Raw genomic sequence first — 17,286 nt, 5'->3', positions numbered from 1 at the left:
AGGGGATGGGACAACGGCCGCGTAGGACATGCGGCTACAGGTCTTCGAAGGCATCTTCGCCGGGCCGCCAGGTCATCCAGGAGCGATCATCGAAACCGTTGAGCGTCGCGATCTCTGGACCGACGAGTTCGCTCTCGGTGGGATGCAACTGGATGGAGCCGGTCACGAAGTCGACCTTGACGCCGATGCCGGTCTTCTCGTCAGTGGCGGTCACATTTTGGGAGATGAGTCCACGTAGCGCGTCAGTCCAGCCAGTCCCCATCGGCGAGAACCGTTGTCCAGACAGCGTGACGGCTGGCAGCACGTCGCACGTGAGTACGGGCATGTCGTCGGTCGGGCCGTCGAACCTCAGTTGAACGTAGTCCAAGACGAATTGCACGGAGTACAGCCGGAAGCCGACGAGGCGGCCAAGTAAGGAGTTCAGCTCATATGCCACGGCAGGGAGTCTAGGGGCAGGGCGATTTCTCCCGGTCTTTGAGGACGGCAGTGTGGCGTGGCCAGTGCGCACGTCACCGGCTCATCTCGACTGGAACCGTCCTGACCGTGGTTGCCCGCCCTGCTGGCACTGCTACGGCACGCGACCTCTGCGTGCCACTGCAACTTGGGTGGGGGCGCCGCCTTCAAGGTCTAGGCAGCTCCAAGTACCTCACGAGCCGCCGAAACGAACGTTGTGCGTAGGTTAAATAGGAGACTGTAGGCTTCTGCGCTCTCCTCGCTGATCTCGTACAGTCCGTCATCTCTAGGAGGCCTCGCGTACAGCGCTCCCTCGAGCATCCCTGCCGCGTCGATGACACTCTCTGCCGATCGTTGCATCGCTTCGGGGCCGATGAGAGTGATGCTGCCTGAGAGATTGCTCAAGTCTGCAACCACATCGTGCAGCTGATCCATGTTGTCGTCGGAAGGGTCAAGACCGAAGTTCATGGCCTTCTCTTGCACCAACTGCGCTGTAGTGATGAACAGCGTGTACGCGGCTGTGCGCTGTTCCCTAAGCCAATGCGCATGTTCCGTAGCAGCTTGATCTCTGACCTGATCGCGCAACGCCCGAGCGCCTGTTTCCGCTCCAACGCGTGCACCTCGGACGGCTGCCAGTCCCCCCGCTGCCGCGCCACCTAGCGCACCAACCATGCCAGCTACTCCTGCGATGACTGCGGCTACACCTTGATCCATGGCTGTTCATCCAACGCGTAGGACTCTCTGATGCCTAGGGCGGCGAAGTCTCAATGACCGAGTCAAGGTGCTCCCGCTGACCTGTCCCCTCGATGCGAACTACAGGCGGAACGGTCGCTGAGGTCCGTTCGGCTGGTCAGCCGGGGTGATCGAGGCCGACGCCGGTCGGATGCGGTCGCGATGGTTGCTGTACTTCACTGCTGTACTTCACTGCTGTACTGCAACGGCTCCGGTGGCCTGTAGGGCAATGCCCCGGCGCAATGGATGAACGACGGGAACGGCAGACTGAGCCCATGGATGCAGGACTCGCCGCGCTGATGGGCGCCGCCGTGGGCTCTGTCGCCACCCTGGGCGCCGCGGTTGTGACCGGCCGGGCACAAGCACGCTCACAGCATGCTCAGTGGCGCCGTCAGCACCGCCGCGACGCGTACGCCGGCTACCTGAGCGCTCTCCATGACCGTGACATCGCCATGGACGCCGTCCTCGACGCTCTGCGTTCGGATGAGCCAGACCTGTCCGACGTCGACGAGAAGATACGCCGCTTCATCGCCCTGGCCCGCGAAGTCCACCGCGCTGCTGAAGTCGTCATCCTCGAGGGGCCGTCGTCCGTCGCGGACGTCGCTGGACGCGTCTCCCACGCCTCCAGCGACCTCTCCCACGTCATGCGCCGGATGGTTGACAACGCTCACGCGGGAGACATCACCCGCAAAGCCGAAGACACGGCCCTCGCTACCGAACGAGAGCGAATCCTCTACCAGGCCGTCAAGGACTTCCGTCTCGCTGCCCGCAATGCCATCGGCAACCTGAACTGACACAGCGAACCCGACCACTAGTGGCTGAGGCTAAGGCGCGGCGCCCCAGCACCGGGCGACAACCGCTTTAGGGGCGAGGTGGGGTGAGTTGGGCCTCGACCTGCGGGTTGCCGTCTTCGGCGGAAGCTGGCCGCGCTTCCTGCCAGCCTCCGCAGTTCCCCGTGACTCCCCGCCCGATCTGGCACGGTTGTGGCACGGGGAACATCTGATCCGTAGCTCTAGCCAGATCGGTCAGCGACGGTCACACCGGTCACTTCAAGGCCCAATAGGGACGCTACTGGACAGTGGCGGTTGCTGCAGTTGCGGTACGGCGCTGCTGTACAAGCCTGTTGTCGGGGCGGTCAGCCCTTCGGCCTAAGCTGCGCCCATGTGGAGAGAAGCCGCTGCCGAAGCTTTGGCCGAGGTCGAGTTCCGGGCACGCGTTGACGCGACTGCGCTAGCCGAGGCAGAGCGGCGCCTTGACCGAGGCTTGCCGGCACAACTGACTGCTCTGCTGCTGGAGACCAACGGGATAGTCGGCGAGTACGGGACTGACGTCGTTTGGTCCCTGGATCGGATTGTGGAGCAGAACCTGCTGTTCTGGTCCCCCGATACGTTCCCGGGCCTGTACATGCCCTTCGATCCGCTGCTGTTCTTCGGCGACAACGGCGGGGGCGACCAGTTCGCCTTCGTGCTGACGCCCCAGCGCCCGGACATCTTCGTCTGGTGCCACGAGGATGACAGTCGGCTGTGGGCTGCACGCGAGCTGGAGGACTACCTGCACCGTTCCCTCGCGGGCGATGGCGACTGGTACCGGTAGCCCCCTCTATGTCCCTAGTTTGGAAGACGGGGTATCCGGATGGCGGCTGACCTGGCAACTCCTTGACCTGGGTCGGAGCGTGATCGATGCCGCTGTTCCCCGGGAGTCCCCGCTGTGTCCCGCCGGATCGGGCGCGCAACGGGCACGGCTAGGCTGCGGCTCATGCCTGACATCAAGCCGACAGATCCGGAAGCCGAGAGGGCCAGGGGACGCGTCTCACTGTGGCTGGACGCCGAGGATCTTCGTCGGCTCGCATCCCACTGCTGCTGCTCTGAGGACACTTCGGAGGAAGATCGTGAGCAGTGTGGGCGCATCCGCTTCCGGGCATCGGCCGCGCTGCACAAGCAAGGCCTGAGCCGCTGACCGCTGTCGGCGGACAGTCTTGAAGACCGTCGTCGCAGCGATGTGACCGTGGGTTCAAATCCCACACCCACCGCAGGTAGCGCGATGAGATCGGCCCCTGACCAGCCAACTTGGTCGGGGGCCGTTCTCGTGTGGTCGCACCGCGATTGCCCGTAGTTCCCCGTAGCTTCCCGCTCGATCGGGCACGTGAGGGGCACGGTAGCCTCACGGCATGACCGCACAGCCACGGATCGGCTCCGTCTGGGCTCGACGCATCCCGGATTACCCGCAGCACGACCGCGACTTTCGTGTGACTGGGGTGTTCACCAAGGGTGATGTCACTTACGTCGAGGTTGAGGATCTCGAAGGCGGCTCACTGAGCAGGGGACTGCTTGAGTACATGCTCGACTACGCGAAGCCCGTGACTGGCGACGACGGTACGGCGTACTGATCCTCAGCCTGCACCTCGTCGAGCCTCCCTTAACCCACCACTCAGCCTGGCTCCCATCCCGTCCGCCTTCGGCCCACACTCCGTGGAGCGGGCGTGGTTCAGGGCGTCAAGGTGGAGCGCGCCACTGTACGAACGACCTTGACGCCCTGGGCCGCGACTGCTCGGCTCTGCCTGGGTCGAAGGTGGTCGGGATGGGAGCCCACAACGCTGACCACGCTCCGGCCGGCACTCGCGAACGCCGCCCCTCCCATCCCGGAGTCTGAGCGCCCCCGCCGGAGGCATGTCTCGTGCCTGACGGTTCCCCTCAGTCAGGATCTCTCGCTCTAGTTGCGCGACCGGCGTAGCCGGGGCCCAGAGCGGGGCGGAGACAGGAGCGCAGGGCCCCGGCGGTGAGCCGGGGAGCGCGCGACGCGCGGAGCGAGGAGCCTTGAATCCGTAGAGAGAGTTGTTACTCAGGCCTTGGAGCACGAAGCGACCGGCGGCGAGGGGCGTTTGGTGGTGGGAGAGGATGCTGGGCATGGCAGCTACGTCTCCTGCTTCACGGCTGGTCGCCGCGGCAGCTCGGCAACGACTTCGACCTCTTGGCCTCAGCCAGCGGGGCCGATCGCGACTCTGGCTCGATGATCACGGGTGGTGGGTTGGTGTCGTCGAGTTCCCATCGCCGCAGTGGAGCCAGGGCAGCGGGCTGACCGTTGGCGTGATGTGGCTGTGGCAGAACGTCGACCATGTGACTTTCGACTTCGTTGAGCGAGTCCAGGGGACGGAACCGTTTCGCGACGAGACACAGTTCGCTTCCGTGGCTGCGGCACTCGCCGACTCTGCTGAACATCAGGTGACCGGTATCAGGGACCGCTTTTCTGACCTGAACGTTGTGGCTCGCTGCCTGATGTCCCGACCAACCCGACCCGGCTATCTGTGGGACAGCTTCAACGCCGGCGTGGCAGCTGGGCTTGTCGGCGATGCAACCGCGGCCCGCGAGAGGTTGGCTGCGGTCATGGCCGAAGAACCTTTCGCCGACTGGGTCCGAGAGGCCCAACAGACAGCCCACGACCTGTTCGACATCGCTGACGATGTAGCTGCCGTGCGGGACTGGGCCGGCTCGGCGGTGATGTCCTGCAGGTCGAAGCTGGCCCTTGGGGACGTGCCTGAGTCGGCAGGTGGCTTGTTCGCATAGGCAGCTCTCCGGCCGTACACCCACGCACTCCGACACACCGGGAAAGACCACACGAGGGACGGGTAATTCCATTGAGCCTGTTTTGATCCCGCCTCTGAGCAGCAGGTCGTAGGTTTCAACAAGCGTCATCAGCTGCGGGATTCGATGTGCCAGAGCGGGGCTTGGTACTGCTCCGGGCGGCTGCTGAGCAGGAGGGCTCTGAGGTCCTGGCGCTGTTTGCCATTGAGGTCGAAGGCCTCGGTAAGGCGGCGGAACGTCGTGTGGGTGACCCCGCGGGCGCGTGCTTGAGCCTCGAACTGGTCGAGTTGGCGGAGCGTGGTCCCCGGGTCGAGCTTCTGCTCTGGCTGGCTGCCGAGCCAACTGGCCTTGTTGCGTTCGTAGTCGATTTCGGAGTAGCCGCAGATTTCGCGGCTGTGCTGCTCGACTTCTTCGAGCGTTTCCGAGGTGAGGATGGCGCGAGCCAGCTTGTTGCGGGTGAGGGCGTCGTCCAGGTCGGCTTCGTGGATGGTGGGGCCCTCGTCGGTGAGGGGGACCGGGAGGCCGGCGTCGCGGACTTCGCACAGGCCGCGGACGCCTCGGGCTGTGGCGGCGAGCATGGCCGTTGCTTCCGAGGGGTGCCATTCGAGGACCGAGCTGACCGGCTCGACGTGTTCGGCCGTGAGGGTCAGGAGCGTTGGGCCCATGCGGTCGCGCAGGTCCTCGGTGGGGATTTCGCCGTCGAGGCCGGGGCCTGCCACCAGCAGCCGTACAGGGGCGTTGACTTGGCAGCACGCCGCAAGCGTGAGGGCGTCCGCGAGTGGGCTGCGCAATGTCGGCTCGTCGCCCCGCGCGAGGATGTCGCCTCCGACGTCCAGGAGGTCGATCGACTCGGGCTCCAGGTGCTGGATGAGTTCTTCGAGCTGACGTGTGATGCCCTCGGCACCGTGATGGGGATCGATGAGGGCGAAAGCCTGCGGGAGCTCCGCTGCGAGCCGCGGGAGGGTCGAGCCTGCGGGAGCCACCGGACGGGCATCACCGGGTACTGCCTGCACGCTTCTCGTCAGCGGGCGCAGGCCTGTGAAGCTCGCCGGACCTCGTGGACCCGGGACCGGGTCGACCAGGAGGCGATCCCACGCGTACGTGAGGACGACCGCTGGGGCCTCGTCGCCGTACAGGGCGGCGTCGAGCATTGCGGCGGCGACTGCGTCGCCCCCTCCACCTGCTGCCACGATCAAGCGCGTCACCCGCGTCAGCGTACGGGTTAGCTACCTGGCCACTCACCCTATAGTGGCCAGAGGTAATAGCCACTTAGGGAAGGGGCTCGGATGCCGCAGATTGAAGAGACCCAGCCCAAGTACCTGCAGATCGCGCATCACATCCGCGATCAGATCTTGCGCGGTGACTTGCGGCCGGGGGATGAGGTTCCGTCGGAGAGGCAGCTGGCGGCCGACTGGAACGTGTCGCGGCCCACGGCTGCGCGGTCGCTTGAAGCCCTGAGTCACCAAGGGCTCGTGGAGAAGCGGCAAGGATCGGGGACGTACGTCCGAGGTCTGCAAGTGAACCGGCGCGCACGTGAGTTGTACGGCCGCGCCAGGCAGACGGGCAAGATCTATACGCCGGGCGAGTACGCGGATATCACCTCGGCGGGCTGGCTGGACGCTCCCGACTACGTCGCCGAGGCGCTGAACCTGACACCCGGCAGTCGTGCCGTGCACCGCCGGCGGGTGACCAACAACGAGTCCGGGCCGATCACGCTCTCTACGTCGTGGTTCGCTGCCGCGGTCGGTGAACGCGCGCCCAAGCTGCTGGAGCCGGACCGGATTCGGGAGGGCACGTTGATGTACGTCGAGAGCATGACGGGACGTCAAGGCAGCTACGCCGAGGACCGGATGTGTGCCCGAGTGGCCACCGAGGAGGAGGCGGCGGACCTCAAGTTGCCTGCCGACTCAGCTGTGTTGATCGTGCATCACATCGTCTTTGACATGCAGGATCGTCCGCTGGAGTTCGCCGAAGCGACCTACCCGCCTGGGCGTTGGGCCTTCGAGCAGGGCTACCCGATCACGTAGAAACCTGTGGCGCTGTCTTCGAACCACTTGCGCGCTCCAAGTGGCCAATGCCACTATCCAGTAAGTGGCTAAGGCCACTTACTGGAAGGGGGCGCGGACGTGATCAAAGACGGCGCAGGGTTAGCGCGCAACGCGCATGCGCCATGCGTGGGTTGCCGGGGTCGGGGCTGGAAGCGCGTTGGTTCCCGCTCTGCCCTGGCGGCCTCCGCTGCCGACGGTCGCGCTCGCACTACGTCCAAGCGGCGCTGTCTCGACTGCGACGGCACCGGTAGGGAGCGGAGCGCATGACTGATGCCGATGACCGACGCCACGAAACGGGCTCTGACCCGGTCTCGATCGGTGGCATGACCCTCTACCCGGAACCCGAATCGGTTGCCCGAGCGCGGCGGTGGTTCCGGAAGTTCTTAGATCCCTACGACCTTTCGTGCTCGCTCGACGACTGCGTCTTGATGATCTCCGAACTCGTCACGAACGCGATCCTGTACGGGGAGGCGGAGGACGAGTGGCGGGTGCGCGTCGAGTGGTGGCGCGTGAATGAGGCTCTGCGGGTCGACGTCCACAATCCCGGATTCCCGGCGCACGTCAGGATGCGGAAGCCGACCGCCGACGCAGCGCACGGGCGCGGACTCTGCCTGGTCAATGAGCTGTCGGATTCGTGGAGTGCAGGGCCCAGTCCCTTCGGCGGCACGGTGGTTTCCTTCCTCGTCGACGGCGCCTGGAAGTCGTGACCCTCGTCGGTCTTGCGCGCGAGCTAGCCTGCTTGCGGGCAAGCTAGCTAGACTGGTTGACCAGTTGACTAGGCCAATCCGGGACGGGCGACGCTATGGCGTACGAAGTGGCTGCACCCAAGTACGTGCGGCTGGCGCAGGCGCTCCAAGGTCGGATCGAGGACGGCACGTACCCGCCCGGCACTCTCATCCCGAGCGAGAACCAGCTTGTTCAAGCCTTCGGCATGTCGCGCCCGACCGTCGTTCGGGCCCTCGAACTCCTCAAGCGGGACGGTTGGCTTGAGTCTCGGCAGGGGTACGGCACCATCGTGCGCGGCCAACGGGAAGCGGTCGAGCAAAAGGACCGGCGTGGTCGCGAATCGCTGGAGCGCGATGAGTCCCAAGCTGCGGGCCGCCTGGTCGAAGTAGGAGAAGTGCCCGTGCCTCCGCGTGTGGCTTCGCTGCTCGGCGTACCCAAGCGGGCCAAGATCCTCGTACGGCGGTTGCTGATCGAGGATGGGGGCGAACCGGTCGAGCTGGCCTCGTCGTACTTCCCTGCAAGTCTGGTCGACGGTACGGACCTTGCTGGTCCTGAGCCGATTCAGGGCGGCCTCCGCGAGCACCTGGAGTCGCGGAAGCGCGTGCGCTTCGACCACGTGACGGAACGCGTTTCCGCTCGACTGGCGACCAAGGAAGAGGGCGATCTTCTCGGCATGGCTGCCGGGGACCCCCTGCTCAGCGTGCTCGTCGTGGCCTTCGATGCGTCCGGGCAGGCCCTCCAGGTGACCGATGTGCTGTTGCCTGCGGACCGGCAGGAACTCGAAGACACGTACCGACTCGCCTGAGATCCCCAACCGATCTGTCCAGCAAGCCACTTGAATCACTTGACAAGTCAACCTGGCATCCCTACTTTCGAACTTGCTAAGTCAACCTGTCAGGTCTTGGCAGGTCCAAACAGAGGAGAACTTTCAGTGCGTGTGATGCGAATCGACACCTCGACGGCAACGGTCCTGATGACCGAGGCTCCGGCGCCGAAGCTGCGCGACCGGCAGACCGGTGAGATCGCCAAGGACGCCGTAACCGGCGAGGGTCTGATGACGATCGGCGTCGTCTACATCGACCAGGGGGAGTCCTCCCTGATCGCGGTGACCATTCCGCAGAGCGGCGTCATGGACGGGCTCGCCGTAGGTGCGCCCGTCTCGCTGCCGGGCCTGGTCGCCCGGCCGTGGGAGAGCGTCTTCAACGGTCAGGCTCGTCACGGCATCGCCTTCCGTGCGACTGCGATCGCTCCCGGCGCGTACCCGGCCGGGCAGGAGGGCTGATCCCGTGGCTGACCTGGTGACGCTCGCCGAACTCGGGGGAGCACTTACCGCCGTTGGCGGGGTGGCCTACGCCCGCAAGGCGCACCCCGCCGTCTACTGGTCCATGGTCGGCCTGCCCCTCTCGACGGCCCGGCTTCTGGTCTCGTACGGCTCCACCATGGATGCGTGCGGACTCACGGTTCCGCCGTCCCGTCTGCGGGCGCTAGCTGTCAGGGCGACCACTCGTCGCGAGGTGCGCCCGGTCCCTCCCCGTCGCGGTCTGGTTCGCCCGACTGCGACGGGGCTCCGGGTACGGCTCCGCCTGGCCCCCGGCCAGGAGCCGGCCGACGTGGCTGCCTCGTGTGAACGGCTCAGGCACGCCTGGGGCGTTCACGCCGTGCACGTCCGGAGCATCAAGCCGGGCGTCGTCGAGCTGCTGCTCGTCGGCTTCGACGTGCTGCGGGACGTGAAGATGCCGCGTCGGGCGGAGAGAGACCTTCTCGCCGTACCCGTGGCTCTCCGGGAGGACGCGACGCCGTTCGTACGCGACTACCGGGCCATCCCTCACCAACTGGTCCTCGGAGCCACGCTCTCCGGAAAGTCCATGTTCCTTCGCAACCTGCTGGCGGCGCTGGCGGATCAGCCCGTGGCGCTCGTCGGCATCGACTGCAAGCGCGGTGTGGAGCTCGCTCCCTTCGCGCCCCGGCTCTCGGCCCTTGCCACGGACCCCGATGAGGCCGCCGAGCTGCTGCCCGTACTCGTACAGGAGATGGAGGACCGGTACGACCTCATCCGGGCCCGGCAGAGCATCGCTCCCGGTGTCCCGGACGAGGAGATCACCTCTGACATATGGGGTCTGCCGGATGACGAACGGCCCGCCCCGATTGTGCTCTTCGTCGACGAGGTCGCGGAACTCTTCCTCGTCGCCACACGCAAGGACGAGGAACGGCGCGACGAGATGGTCACTCAGTTGATCCGTCTCGCTCAGCTCGGACGGGCCGCGGGCATCTATCTGGAGGTCTGCGGGCAGCGCTTCGGGGCCGAACTGGGCAAGGGAGCGACCATGCTCCGGGCCCAGCTCACAGGCCGCGTGTGCCACCGGGTGAACGACGAGGCGTCGGCCAAGATGGCGCTCGGCGACATCGCTCCTGAGGCGGTGTACGTCGCGTCCGCCATCGCCCCCGAAGTGCCTGGGCTGGCGGTCGTCGGCGAGTCGTCAGGCGGCTGGTCCCGCATTCGTACGCCGTACCTCTCGCTCGCGGACGCTGCGGCGACCTGCCGTGACTCGCTCCATCTCACTCCGCACATACCGGCGTTGGAGGCCTTCCGGCCGTACGCCTCGGCCGAGCTGAGTCCGGCGGGCTGAGCGCTCAATCCCTCGGCTGGCGTGACCGCATCGCGCCGAGTCCCTATCCCGCCATGCCCCGAAACCGGAGGTCCTGCCGTGCGTGCGCTGCCCGTCCGTGTCGACGCCGTCCTGATCCAGGCGGTCATCGCCGCCGCGCTCTCGTTCGCGCACCTTCATGACCTGGCCGTGGCAGCCGGCCAGGACGGTTGGAAGGCGTGGGCCTATCCGGTCAGCGTCGACCTGCTGATGGTCGCTGCCTGGAAGCGGCTGCGGTCCGGGGGTTCCAGGGCGGCCGGCTGGTCATGGTTCCTGGTGGCCATCGCCGCGAGCCTCGGCGCGAACGTGGCCACAGCGGGACTGCTCGACCTCGACAACGTTCCGGCGTGGCTCCGCATCACCGTGGCGGGCTGGCCAGCGGTCGCCTTCCTCGGCGGCACGCTGCTCGCCCACGGGGCCAACGAGCGTACGGAAGCAGTCGAGGAATCGGCCCCCGTGCCTGCTGTTGAGCCGGAGCCGCCCGCGCTGCCCGCGACTCCCGAACCACCTCGCACGCCTGACCAGCTCCCGGCCGCTCTAGTCGACCACGCCCGGAAGGTCGCGGCGGAACACCGCACGCGCACGGGAGCGCCGATCGACACCGCCACTCTTCGCGCCCGGCTCGGTGTCCCGATGCCGCTCGCCGAGGCCATCGCCGTCCAACTCACCTGACCGACAAGGAAACGCCGTTGCGTCCGTCCACGCTCCGCACGCTCAAGCGCGCGGCCGAACTGACCCGCCAGAACCACTTCGTTGAAGCCGTGCTCCTGGCAGAGCCGGTGATCCTCAACGCCGACGAGCAGGAAGCCGCCGAGATCCGCCGCTGGCTCATCGACCACACCGCCCAACTCACCCAGGAAGGGACCCACTCATGCCCGCACAGCCGCGCTTCCGACGCGTGATCCGCGTCGGCCCGGTCCAGGTCGGCACGTACTACGACGGCCGGGGCCGCGAGAAGCACGCCGCTGCCTGTACGGCTCCGCGGTGTGGCTTCTCCACCGACTTCGACAGTCGCGCCGCCGCCGAGCTGGCTGCCCGTACTCACCGCTGTTCCGTCCGCTGAGGAGCTTCCAGTGACCGTGAGTCTGCCGCTCGTCTTCGTCCTCGGCGTCATCGCCTGGGCTGCGATCAAGTTCCTCGGCATCCGCCTCTGGGTCGCTGTCGTGATCGCGCTCTTCGGCTTCTGGCTCTCTCAGACCTTCCTTGCTCCGGCGATCGAGTCCGGCACGCGCTCCGGAGTCGACGTCGTCAACGGCACCAACAAGTGAGAGGAGAACTGCCGTGCTACTCCGCCCGAAACTGCCCGTCGCTCCGCCTGTCCCGACCGCGCACCTGATCACCTCGGCCCCGCCTGCCGAGCGGCAGCACTCCGTGGCCGTCTGCGCCTGCCAGCACGCTCAGGTGGCTCCTGCCGCGCGACCGGTCGCCCCGTACGTGGGTCTCGGCGTCGGGGCTGTCGCTGCCGTCCTCGTGGTTGGCGTCGTGCTGACCGCACTCCTGGCCACGGTCGCCATAACGGCTGTGTCCGTCTCCATAGCGGCCCTGGTGCTGCGCTCCCAGCTCAACAGCGCGCGAACGCGCTGACCGGCCTGCCGGGGCGGCCTCGATACCGCCAAGCATCCCGCCGCCCCGGCAGGCACTGACCCTCCCGACCACTGTCGAAAGGACAGCTCCATTACTACCGGAGACACTGCGCCCCCGCTCAAAGACCTGGGCGGGCTCGCCGCACTCGGCAACATGCCTGCCCTTGTCCGTCAACTGCGCGGCCTGGGCGGCTGCACGCACCCCGTACGCCTTGACGGCCACCGCACCGAACACGAACTCAACCCGCGCACAGGTGAGATCGGCCGGGTCCTGCATCACCTCAACTCCGCAGAGCTCCCGGCCGGCCATCTCCTGGTGCGCTGTAACAACCGCCGGGCGACCCGCTGCGCGGCCTGCGCAGAGGTCTACCGCCGGGACACCTACCACCTGATCACAGCAGGACTGCGGGGCGGCAAGGGCAACCCGGAGACGGTCGCCCAACACCCCAGGGTGTTCGCCACGTTCACCGCGCCCGGCTTCGGGCCTGTCCACAACCGGCCTACTGGTCGGCGCGGAACCGTACGGCCCTGCCGGTGCGGTGCACCGCACGACCAGGACGACGATCTGCTCGGCGTTCCGCTCGATCCGGCCACGTACGACTACGAGGCCGCCGTGCTGTGGAACGCTCACGCGGGGTTGCTCTGGCGGCGCTTCTCCATCTACCTGCGCCGCGAGATCGCCAAGCGCGCCGGGCTCACCCAGCGCGACTTCCCGAAAGCCGCCCGGGTCTCGTTCGCCAAGGTGGCCGAGTACCAGAAGCGCGGCGCGGTTCACTTTCACGCGGTGATCCGTATCGACGGCCCGGAGGGTGGCCAGAGCGCCCCTCCGGCCTGGGCAACTGCTGAGCTGCTCACCGACGCGATCCGAGCCGCTGCTCGCCATGCGGCCGTCAACGGGCCTGTGGTCGATGGCCGGCCGCACGCGTTCAGGTTCGGTCGGCAGCTCGACGTGCGTCCGATCCGCTCGGCCGACTTCGAGGGCCCGGCCGAACTGACCGAACGCGCCGTGGCTGCCTACATCGCCAAGTACGCCACCAAAGGCGCTGAGGCAGCGACGGGGACCCTGGACCGGCCGATCAAGTTCTTGGCCGAGCTCGCCCATGCGCGCATCACGGATCACGCCCGGCGAATGATCCGGACGGCCTGGCTGCTCGGCGGGCGCAAGGACCTGGATGAGCTGCGTCTGAGGGCGTGGGCCCACATGCTCGGCTTCCGCGGCCACTTCTCGACCAAGACGCGCCGCTACTCGACGACTCTCGGGGCGCTGCGCAATGCGCGCGCGGAGTGGAGGCGCGCCCAAGCGCTCGCGGCTCTGCCCGAGGAATTCCGCTCGGTCGAGGCCGACCAGGACGACGAGACGACATACGTGGTCGCGCACTGGGCTTTCGCCGGTATCGGCATGACCCGCGGTGAGGAGTGGCTATCCGCCTCACTCGCTCCCGCCCTCGGCACGGAAGGAGAACCCACCCATGGCTGAGCGGCTTCTCACAGTCGCGCAGGCTGCCGAGCGGCTGGGCACGGGCGAGCGCTTCCCCCGTCGCCTGATTGCCGAACGACGCGTGACCTTCGTGAAGGTCGGTCGGCATGTCCGCATCCCCGAACGAGCCCTGGCGGCGTACATCGATGCCAACACCGTCCAACCCGTTCGTCGTCGGCGTTCTCGCTACGGGAGGGCCGCCTGATGGGCAATAAGAAGGGCAGGCGGCGCACGTTCGGTGCGGTACGGAAGCTGCCGTCCGGTCGATACCAGGCTCGCTATCCGGGGGCAGATGATGTGATGCGGCCTGCTCCGGAGACCTTCGAGACGACCCGTGACGCTGACGACTGGCTCGCCGAAAAGCAGACTGAGATCCGGCGGGGCGATTGGCAGGACCCAGACGCTGGTGCCGTCAATTTCAAGGAGTACGCGCTTCGCTGGGTCAAGGAGCGTCGGCTCTCCGACACCACGGATGAGCTGTACCGGCGACTGCTGCGATTGCACATCCTTCCCACCTTCGAGGACCTGGACCTCGACGAGATCACCGCGCCGCGTGTGAGGAGCTGGCGCTCAGAACGTCTTGACTCGACCGGTGCCGAAACCACGGTGGCCAAGAGCTATCGACTCCTCAAGGCCATCTTGGAGACGGCCTTCGAGGACGAGCTGATCCGCCGGAACCCCTGCCGTATCCGGGGAGCCGGAAAGGAGTCCGCGGCTGAACGGCCGGTCGCCTCAGTCGACCAGGTCGATGAGCTTGCCAACGTACTCGGGCCTCGCTGGCGGCTGATGGTCTACCTCGGCGCGTATGGACCGCTTCGCCCTGAGGAACAGGCCGAGCTCCGCCGGAAGGATGTGGACCTCGACAACATGACCGTTCGCGTCCGGCAGGCTGCTCCGGAACTGACTTCCGGCAAGCGGGCTGAAGGACCGACCAAGTCCGAGGCGGGCAAGCGCCTCGTCGTCCTGCCTGCCTTTCTTCACATCGAGCTGCGACGGCACCTCGACTGGTACGCGGAAAAGGGGCCGGACGGGCTGCTGTTCGTGGGGGAGAAGGGCAAGCCGTTCCGGCGGTCGACCTTCGGGCGGAAATGGCGCAAGGCTCGTGCCAAGGTCGGCCTTCCAGACGGCTTCCGCTTCTACGATCTTCGTCACACCGGACACACCCTCACGACCCGATCCGGGGCGACGCTCAAGGACACGATGGTGCGTGCCGGGCAGTCCACGGAGCGTGCCGCGCTGATCTACCAGCACTCGGATCTGGAGCGGCAGAAGGAGGTTGCTGCTGGGCTTGACCAGCTGGTCCGTGGGCAGCGCAAAAAGCCGGACGATCAAGCATCTGGCACGGATCTGGCACGAGACGCTTAGCGCGGTCTAGACAACAACAAAGCCCCGGGCCGCTGGCCTGGGGCTTTTCCATGGAGCGGGTGACGGGAATCGAACCCGCGCTCTGAGCTTGGGAAGCTCATGTTCTACCATTAAACTACACCCGCGCAGCGGTCGACGATCACTCCCGCAGCGTCGCATACTCTACCTCATCGCAGGCCCCCGGCGTTTGAAGCCGCGGGGCCTGCGTGTTCTTCGGGAGGCGGATGTGGCTGCGAGGGGCGGGAGTTGAGGCGTACCGTTGAAAGGCGGAGTGCCGCCTCGGCAGCGTGACGTTCGTCCCCTAATGTGGTCGTTCATCCGCATTTGTTGGGGAAGGGACCCGATGGACTTGATGGAGCGCACCACCGTCGTCCGCTGTGCCGAGGGGCACGTCTTCACCGCCGCTTCGTTCCCGATGCAGCAGCTCGGCACCGATCGGATCGGGCCCGGGCGGCTCATCCGGTGTCCGCGTTGTGCGCGGCTGCGCAACGTCGTGCCCGTGGAGCCGGTCAAGGGGTGAGCGGAGTGTGAGGAGGGGGCGCGCGGGGCCGTCCGAGTGGGGCGGGTCCGTGCGCTCTGCGTATCCTCGGGGAGTGCTTCTCTCAGACAAGGACATCCGGGCCGAGATCGACGCCGGACGGGTTCGCATCGACCCGTACGACGAATCCATGGTGCAGCCCTCGAGCATCGACGTGCGGCTCGACCGCTACTTCCGGGTGTTCGAGAACCACCGCTATCCACACATCGACCCCGCCGTCGAGCAGGCCGATCTCACCAGAAAGGTCGAGCCGGACGGCGACGAGGCGTTCATCCTGCACCCCGGTGAGTTTGTCCTGGCCTCGACCTACGAGGTCATCTCCCTGCCCGACGATCTCGCTTCGCGGCTGGAGGGAAAGAGCTCCCTCGGGCGGCTCGGGCTCGTCACGCATTCCACCGCCGGGTTCATCGACCCCGGGTTCTCCGGGCATGTGACCCTGGAATTGAGCAATCTCGCGACGCTGCCCATCAAGCTCTGGCCCGGCATGAAGATCGGCCAGCTCTGCATGTTCCGGTTGAGTTCGCCCGCCGAATTCCCTTATGGCAGCGAGCGGTACGGGTCGCGTTATCAGGGGCAGCGCGGGCCGACGGCGTCGCGGTCGTTCCAGAACTTTCATCGGACGCAGGTGTGACGGACATGAGCGACGTGCGGGAGAACCTGACGTACGAGAGGTTCGGCGGTGCGATCCGGGAGCTTGCGCAGGCCGTCGCCGACGACGGGTACGAGCCTGACGTCGTGCTTTCCATCGCGCGTGGCGGTGTGTTCGTCGCGGGTGGTCTGGCGTATGCACTGGACTGCAAGAACATCCACCTGGTGAATGTGGAGTTCTACACCGGGGTGGGGACCACCTTGGAGATGCCGGTGATGCTTGCGCCCGTGCCCAACGCGATTGATTTCTCGGACAAGAAAGTCCTCATCGCCGACGATGTCGCCGATACCGGCAAGACCCTGAAGCTGGTCCACGACTTCTGCGTCGATCACGTCGCCGAGGTCCGCAGTGCGGTGATCTATGAGAAGTCGCATTCCCTCGTGAAGTGCGAGTACGTGTGGAAGCGCACCGACGAGTGGATCAACTTCCCGTGGAGCGTCGAGAAGCCCGTCGTACGCAGGAGCGGGCAAGTGCTCGATGCGTGACGTCCGCGCCAGTAAGTGAGAAAGGCCCCTGCCGGAACGCAGGGGCCTTTTGTTTGGATTTTTGAGAGAGATCTGAGATCAGATTTCTCAGAATTCTGAGATGCCTTAGATCGTGCCGAGCTTGATGATCGACAGCAGTGCGATCAGCTGGATCGCCGACGCCCCCAGCGCCTTCGGCCACGGCAGGTCGTGCGACTTGCTCACCATCGAGGTGAACAGCGCCGCCGCCCCCAGCCATGTCGCCCAACCCAGCACCTGGACCAGCGAGTTCTCGCCGCCCAGGAAAAGAGCGAAGACCAGGCGCGGTGCGTCCGTGATGGACATGATCAGCATGGAGAGGCCGACCGTCGGCTGCCAGGCGCCGTCGCCGCCGAGCTGGCGGGCAAGGGTGTGGGTCACCGCGCCCAGGATCAGGCCGCCGATGACAAACGCGACCGCCGTCGTCAGTACGTACGGGATCGCCGTGGAGATCGTCGCGTTGATCGTCTCCTCGCGCGCCTTGTCGAAGCCGAACAGCGCGAGCAGGCCGTACAGGAACGTGACGATCAGCGCCGGGCCCCACACCGCGTAGTCGCGCATCTGCCAGAACGTCGAGCCGGGGCGCAGCACGATGCCGCTCAGCAGCTGCTTCCAGTGCAGACGCGGGCCCGTCGGCGCGGCGGGGGTGGCGCCGGCGTGGTAGGTGGAGCCGTTGCCGTACGGGTCGTCGTTGACGCTGAACGCCTGGGTGTGGCCAGGGTTGTTGGCGTACGGGTCGACGCCCGGCGGCTGCTGGTACGGGTCGCCGAAGTACTCCGGCTCTCCGTACGGGCCCTGGTGGCCCTGGTGCTGCTGATGGCCGCCGCCGCCCGCCTGGGGCCATTGCGGCGGCCGATGCTGTTGCGCATACGGCGGTGCCGCACGGCCGCCTCCGCCCGCGTAGGGCGGCGGCGGTGCCTGCTGCGGTTGCTGCTGCTGCGTGCGGTTGTCCCGGCCGCGTCCGATCCTGAATCCAGCCACGTATTCGA

At 66.6% G+C, this 17,286-nt stretch carries 24 protein-coding genes and 1 tRNA gene; 20 read left to right on the top strand and 5 right to left on the bottom strand.

Going from position 1 to position 17,286, the window contains the following annotated elements:
- Positions 1-34 precede the first annotated feature (34 nt).
- Both ACH4YL_RS04720 and ACH4YL_RS04715 read right to left on the bottom strand, forming a co-directional pair.
- Complete coding sequence (locus tag ACH4YL_RS04720) at positions 35-436, bottom strand: hypothetical protein (RefSeq protein ID WP_398504834.1); 402 nt, start codon at positions 434-436, stop codon at positions 35-37.
- 191 nt (positions 437-627) lie between these two features.
- Positions 628-936, bottom strand: a complete 309-nt coding sequence (locus tag ACH4YL_RS04715) for a hypothetical protein (protein ID WP_398504832.1) — start codon at positions 934-936, stop codon at positions 628-630.
- Between the two features lie 524 nt (positions 937-1,460).
- On the opposite strand from ACH4YL_RS04715, the gene ACH4YL_RS04710 reads away from it, so the two are divergent.
- The 4 genes from ACH4YL_RS04710 (at position 1,461) to ACH4YL_RS04695 (ending at position 4,745) form a co-directional block, all read left to right on the top strand.
- Positions 1,461-1,979 (top strand): proline dehydrogenase, encoded by a 519-nt coding sequence (locus ACH4YL_RS04710; RefSeq protein WP_398504830.1) that lies wholly within the window; start codon positions 1,461-1,463, stop codon positions 1,977-1,979.
- A 367-nt stretch (positions 1,980-2,346) separates the two neighbouring features.
- Positions 2,347-2,778 carry an SMI1/KNR4 family protein gene (locus ACH4YL_RS04705; protein ID WP_398504829.1) on the top strand — a complete coding sequence of 144 codons (432 nt, stop codon included), beginning with the start codon at positions 2,347-2,349 and terminating at the stop codon, positions 2,776-2,778.
- A gap of 574 nt (positions 2,779-3,352) precedes the next feature.
- Positions 3,353-3,571: a hypothetical protein gene (locus tag ACH4YL_RS04700; RefSeq protein WP_398504827.1), complete on the top strand. Its 219-nt coding sequence runs from the start codon at positions 3,353-3,355 to the stop codon at positions 3,569-3,571.
- A 700-nt stretch (positions 3,572-4,271) separates the two neighbouring features.
- A complete protein-coding gene (locus ACH4YL_RS04695) occupies positions 4,272-4,745 on the top strand; it encodes a hypothetical protein (RefSeq protein ID WP_398504825.1) in 474 nt (157 codons plus the stop codon).
- Positions 4,746-4,873: 128 nt separating this feature from the next.
- Here ACH4YL_RS04695 and ACH4YL_RS04690 read toward each other — a convergent pair whose 3' ends face one another.
- Positions 4,874-5,914: a DUF1152 domain-containing protein gene (locus ACH4YL_RS04690; protein WP_398505592.1), complete on the bottom strand. Its 1,041-nt coding sequence runs from the start codon at positions 5,912-5,914 to the stop codon at positions 4,874-4,876.
- 135 nt (positions 5,915-6,049) lie between these two features.
- Here ACH4YL_RS04690 and ACH4YL_RS04685 point away from each other — a divergent pair, with 135 nt between their 5' ends.
- The 13 genes from ACH4YL_RS04685 (at position 6,050) to ACH4YL_RS04625 (ending at position 14,607) form a co-directional block, all read left to right on the top strand.
- The gene (locus tag ACH4YL_RS04685; protein WP_398504823.1) at positions 6,050-6,790 is read left to right on the top strand and encodes a GntR family transcriptional regulator; all 741 of its coding nucleotides are present in this window, start codon (positions 6,050-6,052) and stop codon (positions 6,788-6,790) included.
- A gap of 284 nt (positions 6,791-7,074) precedes the next feature.
- Complete coding sequence (locus tag ACH4YL_RS04680) at positions 7,075-7,518, top strand: ATP-binding protein (RefSeq protein WP_398504821.1); 444 nt, start codon at positions 7,075-7,077, stop codon at positions 7,516-7,518.
- A gap of 95 nt (positions 7,519-7,613) precedes the next feature.
- Entirely contained in the window at positions 7,614-8,342 is a 729-nt protein-coding gene (locus tag ACH4YL_RS04675) for a GntR family transcriptional regulator (RefSeq protein ID WP_398504819.1), read from the top strand.
- A gap of 126 nt (positions 8,343-8,468) precedes the next feature.
- Positions 8,469-8,819: a hypothetical protein gene (locus tag ACH4YL_RS04670; RefSeq protein ID WP_361905370.1), complete on the top strand. Its 351-nt coding sequence runs from the start codon at positions 8,469-8,471 to the stop codon at positions 8,817-8,819.
- Between the two features lie 4 nt (positions 8,820-8,823).
- Positions 8,824-10,164 (top strand): FtsK/SpoIIIE domain-containing protein, encoded by a 1,341-nt coding sequence (locus ACH4YL_RS04665; protein ID WP_398504817.1) that lies wholly within the window; start codon positions 8,824-8,826, stop codon positions 10,162-10,164.
- A gap of 78 nt (positions 10,165-10,242) precedes the next feature.
- The gene (locus tag ACH4YL_RS04660; protein ID WP_398504815.1) at positions 10,243-10,854 is read left to right on the top strand and encodes a DUF2637 domain-containing protein; all 612 of its coding nucleotides are present in this window, start codon (positions 10,243-10,245) and stop codon (positions 10,852-10,854) included.
- Positions 10,855-10,871: 17 nt separating this feature from the next.
- Positions 10,872-11,084, top strand: a complete 213-nt coding sequence (locus tag ACH4YL_RS04655) for a hypothetical protein (protein WP_398504813.1) — start codon at positions 10,872-10,874, stop codon at positions 11,082-11,084.
- Complete coding sequence (locus tag ACH4YL_RS04650) at positions 11,054-11,245, top strand: mobile element transfer protein (protein WP_362677745.1); 192 nt, start codon at positions 11,054-11,056, stop codon at positions 11,243-11,245. Before ACH4YL_RS04655 ends, ACH4YL_RS04650 begins: the two co-directional genes overlap by 31 nt.
- A 10-nt stretch (positions 11,246-11,255) precedes the next feature.
- Complete coding sequence (locus tag ACH4YL_RS04645) at positions 11,256-11,450, top strand: hypothetical protein (RefSeq protein WP_142214576.1); 195 nt, start codon at positions 11,256-11,258, stop codon at positions 11,448-11,450.
- A 13-nt stretch (positions 11,451-11,463) separates the two neighbouring features.
- The gene (locus ACH4YL_RS04640) at positions 11,464-11,766 is read left to right on the top strand and encodes a hypothetical protein (RefSeq protein WP_398504810.1); all 303 of its coding nucleotides are present in this window, start codon (positions 11,464-11,466) and stop codon (positions 11,764-11,766) included.
- Positions 11,767-11,919: 153 nt separating this feature from the next.
- Positions 11,920-13,242, top strand: coding sequence for a replication initiator (locus ACH4YL_RS04635; RefSeq protein WP_398504809.1), 1,323 nt, complete (start codon positions 11,920-11,922; stop codon positions 13,240-13,242).
- A complete protein-coding gene (locus ACH4YL_RS04630; protein ID WP_398504807.1) occupies positions 13,235-13,447 on the top strand; it encodes an excisionase family DNA-binding protein in 213 nt (70 codons plus the stop codon). Before ACH4YL_RS04635 ends, ACH4YL_RS04630 begins: the two co-directional genes overlap by 8 nt.
- Positions 13,447-14,607: a tyrosine-type recombinase/integrase gene (locus tag ACH4YL_RS04625; RefSeq protein ID WP_398504805.1), complete on the top strand. Its 1,161-nt coding sequence runs from the start codon at positions 13,447-13,449 to the stop codon at positions 14,605-14,607. The genes ACH4YL_RS04630 and ACH4YL_RS04625 overlap by 1 nt, the downstream gene beginning before the upstream one ends.
- 51 nt (positions 14,608-14,658) lie before the next feature.
- Here the strand turns inward: ACH4YL_RS04625 and ACH4YL_RS04620 are convergent.
- Positions 14,659-14,732, bottom strand: a tRNA-Gly gene (locus ACH4YL_RS04620).
- A gap of 218 nt (positions 14,733-14,950) precedes the next feature.
- Here ACH4YL_RS04620 and ACH4YL_RS04615 point away from each other — a divergent pair.
- From ACH4YL_RS04615 to ACH4YL_RS04605, 3 genes are all read left to right on the top strand, one after another.
- Entirely contained in the window at positions 14,951-15,127 is a 177-nt protein-coding gene (locus ACH4YL_RS04615) for a hypothetical protein (protein WP_398504803.1), read from the top strand.
- A 73-nt stretch (positions 15,128-15,200) separates the two neighbouring features.
- A complete protein-coding gene (gene dcd, locus ACH4YL_RS04610; protein ID WP_398504801.1) occupies positions 15,201-15,776 on the top strand; it encodes a dCTP deaminase in 576 nt (191 codons plus the stop codon).
- Positions 15,777-15,781: 5 nt separating this feature from the next.
- Positions 15,782-16,279 (top strand): phosphoribosyltransferase, encoded by a 498-nt coding sequence (locus ACH4YL_RS04605; protein WP_398504799.1) that lies wholly within the window; start codon positions 15,782-15,784, stop codon positions 16,277-16,279.
- 105 nt (positions 16,280-16,384) lie between these two features.
- On the opposite strand, the gene ACH4YL_RS04600 is transcribed toward ACH4YL_RS04605, so the two are convergent.
- Positions 16,385-17,278, bottom strand: coding sequence for a Yip1 family protein (locus tag ACH4YL_RS04600; protein ID WP_398504797.1), 894 nt, complete (start codon positions 17,276-17,278; stop codon positions 16,385-16,387).
- Between the last annotated feature and the right edge of the window lie 8 nt (positions 17,279-17,286).

It is taken from the genome of Streptomyces sp. NPDC020681, from assembly GCF_044334895.1.
In the GTDB taxonomy this organism is placed as follows: Bacteria; Actinomycetota; Actinomycetes; order Streptomycetales; family Streptomycetaceae; genus Streptomyces.
Note: the sequence above shows the minus strand (reverse complement) of the source record. Positions and strands in the feature narration are given on the sequence as shown.

Coding starts and splice junctions, on each gene's coding strand:
- ACH4YL_RS04710 (WP_398504830.1), top strand. CDS start 1,461: ATGGATGCAGGACTCGCCGCGCTGATGGGCGCCGCCGTGGGCTCTGTC.
- ACH4YL_RS04705 (WP_398504829.1), top strand. CDS start 2,347: ATGTGGAGAGAAGCCGCTGCCGAAGCTTTGGCCGAGGTCGAGTTCCGG.
- ACH4YL_RS04700 (WP_398504827.1), top strand. CDS start 3,353: ATGACCGCACAGCCACGGATCGGCTCCGTCTGGGCTCGACGCATCCCG.
- ACH4YL_RS04695 (WP_398504825.1), top strand. CDS start 4,272: ATGTGGCTGTGGCAGAACGTCGACCATGTGACTTTCGACTTCGTTGAG.
- ACH4YL_RS04690 (WP_398505592.1), bottom strand. CDS start 5,914: ATGCTCGACGCCGCCCTGTACGGCGACGAGGCCCCAGCGGTCGTCCTC.
- ACH4YL_RS04685 (WP_398504823.1), top strand. CDS start 6,050: ATGCCGCAGATTGAAGAGACCCAGCCCAAGTACCTGCAGATCGCGCAT.
- ACH4YL_RS04680 (WP_398504821.1), top strand. CDS start 7,075: ATGACTGATGCCGATGACCGACGCCACGAAACGGGCTCTGACCCGGTC.
- ACH4YL_RS04675 (WP_398504819.1), top strand. CDS start 7,614: ATGGCGTACGAAGTGGCTGCACCCAAGTACGTGCGGCTGGCGCAGGCG.
- ACH4YL_RS04650 (WP_362677745.1), top strand. CDS start 11,054: ATGCCCGCACAGCCGCGCTTCCGACGCGTGATCCGCGTCGGCCCGGTC.
- ACH4YL_RS04635 (WP_398504809.1), top strand. CDS start 11,920: ATGCCTGCCCTTGTCCGTCAACTGCGCGGCCTGGGCGGCTGCACGCAC.
- ACH4YL_RS04630 (WP_398504807.1), top strand. CDS start 13,235: ATGGCTGAGCGGCTTCTCACAGTCGCGCAGGCTGCCGAGCGGCTGGGC.
- ACH4YL_RS04625 (WP_398504805.1), top strand. CDS start 13,447: ATGGGCAATAAGAAGGGCAGGCGGCGCACGTTCGGTGCGGTACGGAAG.
- ACH4YL_RS04615 (WP_398504803.1), top strand. CDS start 14,951: ATGGACTTGATGGAGCGCACCACCGTCGTCCGCTGTGCCGAGGGGCAC.
- ACH4YL_RS04605 (WP_398504799.1), top strand. CDS start 15,782: ATGAGCGACGTGCGGGAGAACCTGACGTACGAGAGGTTCGGCGGTGCG.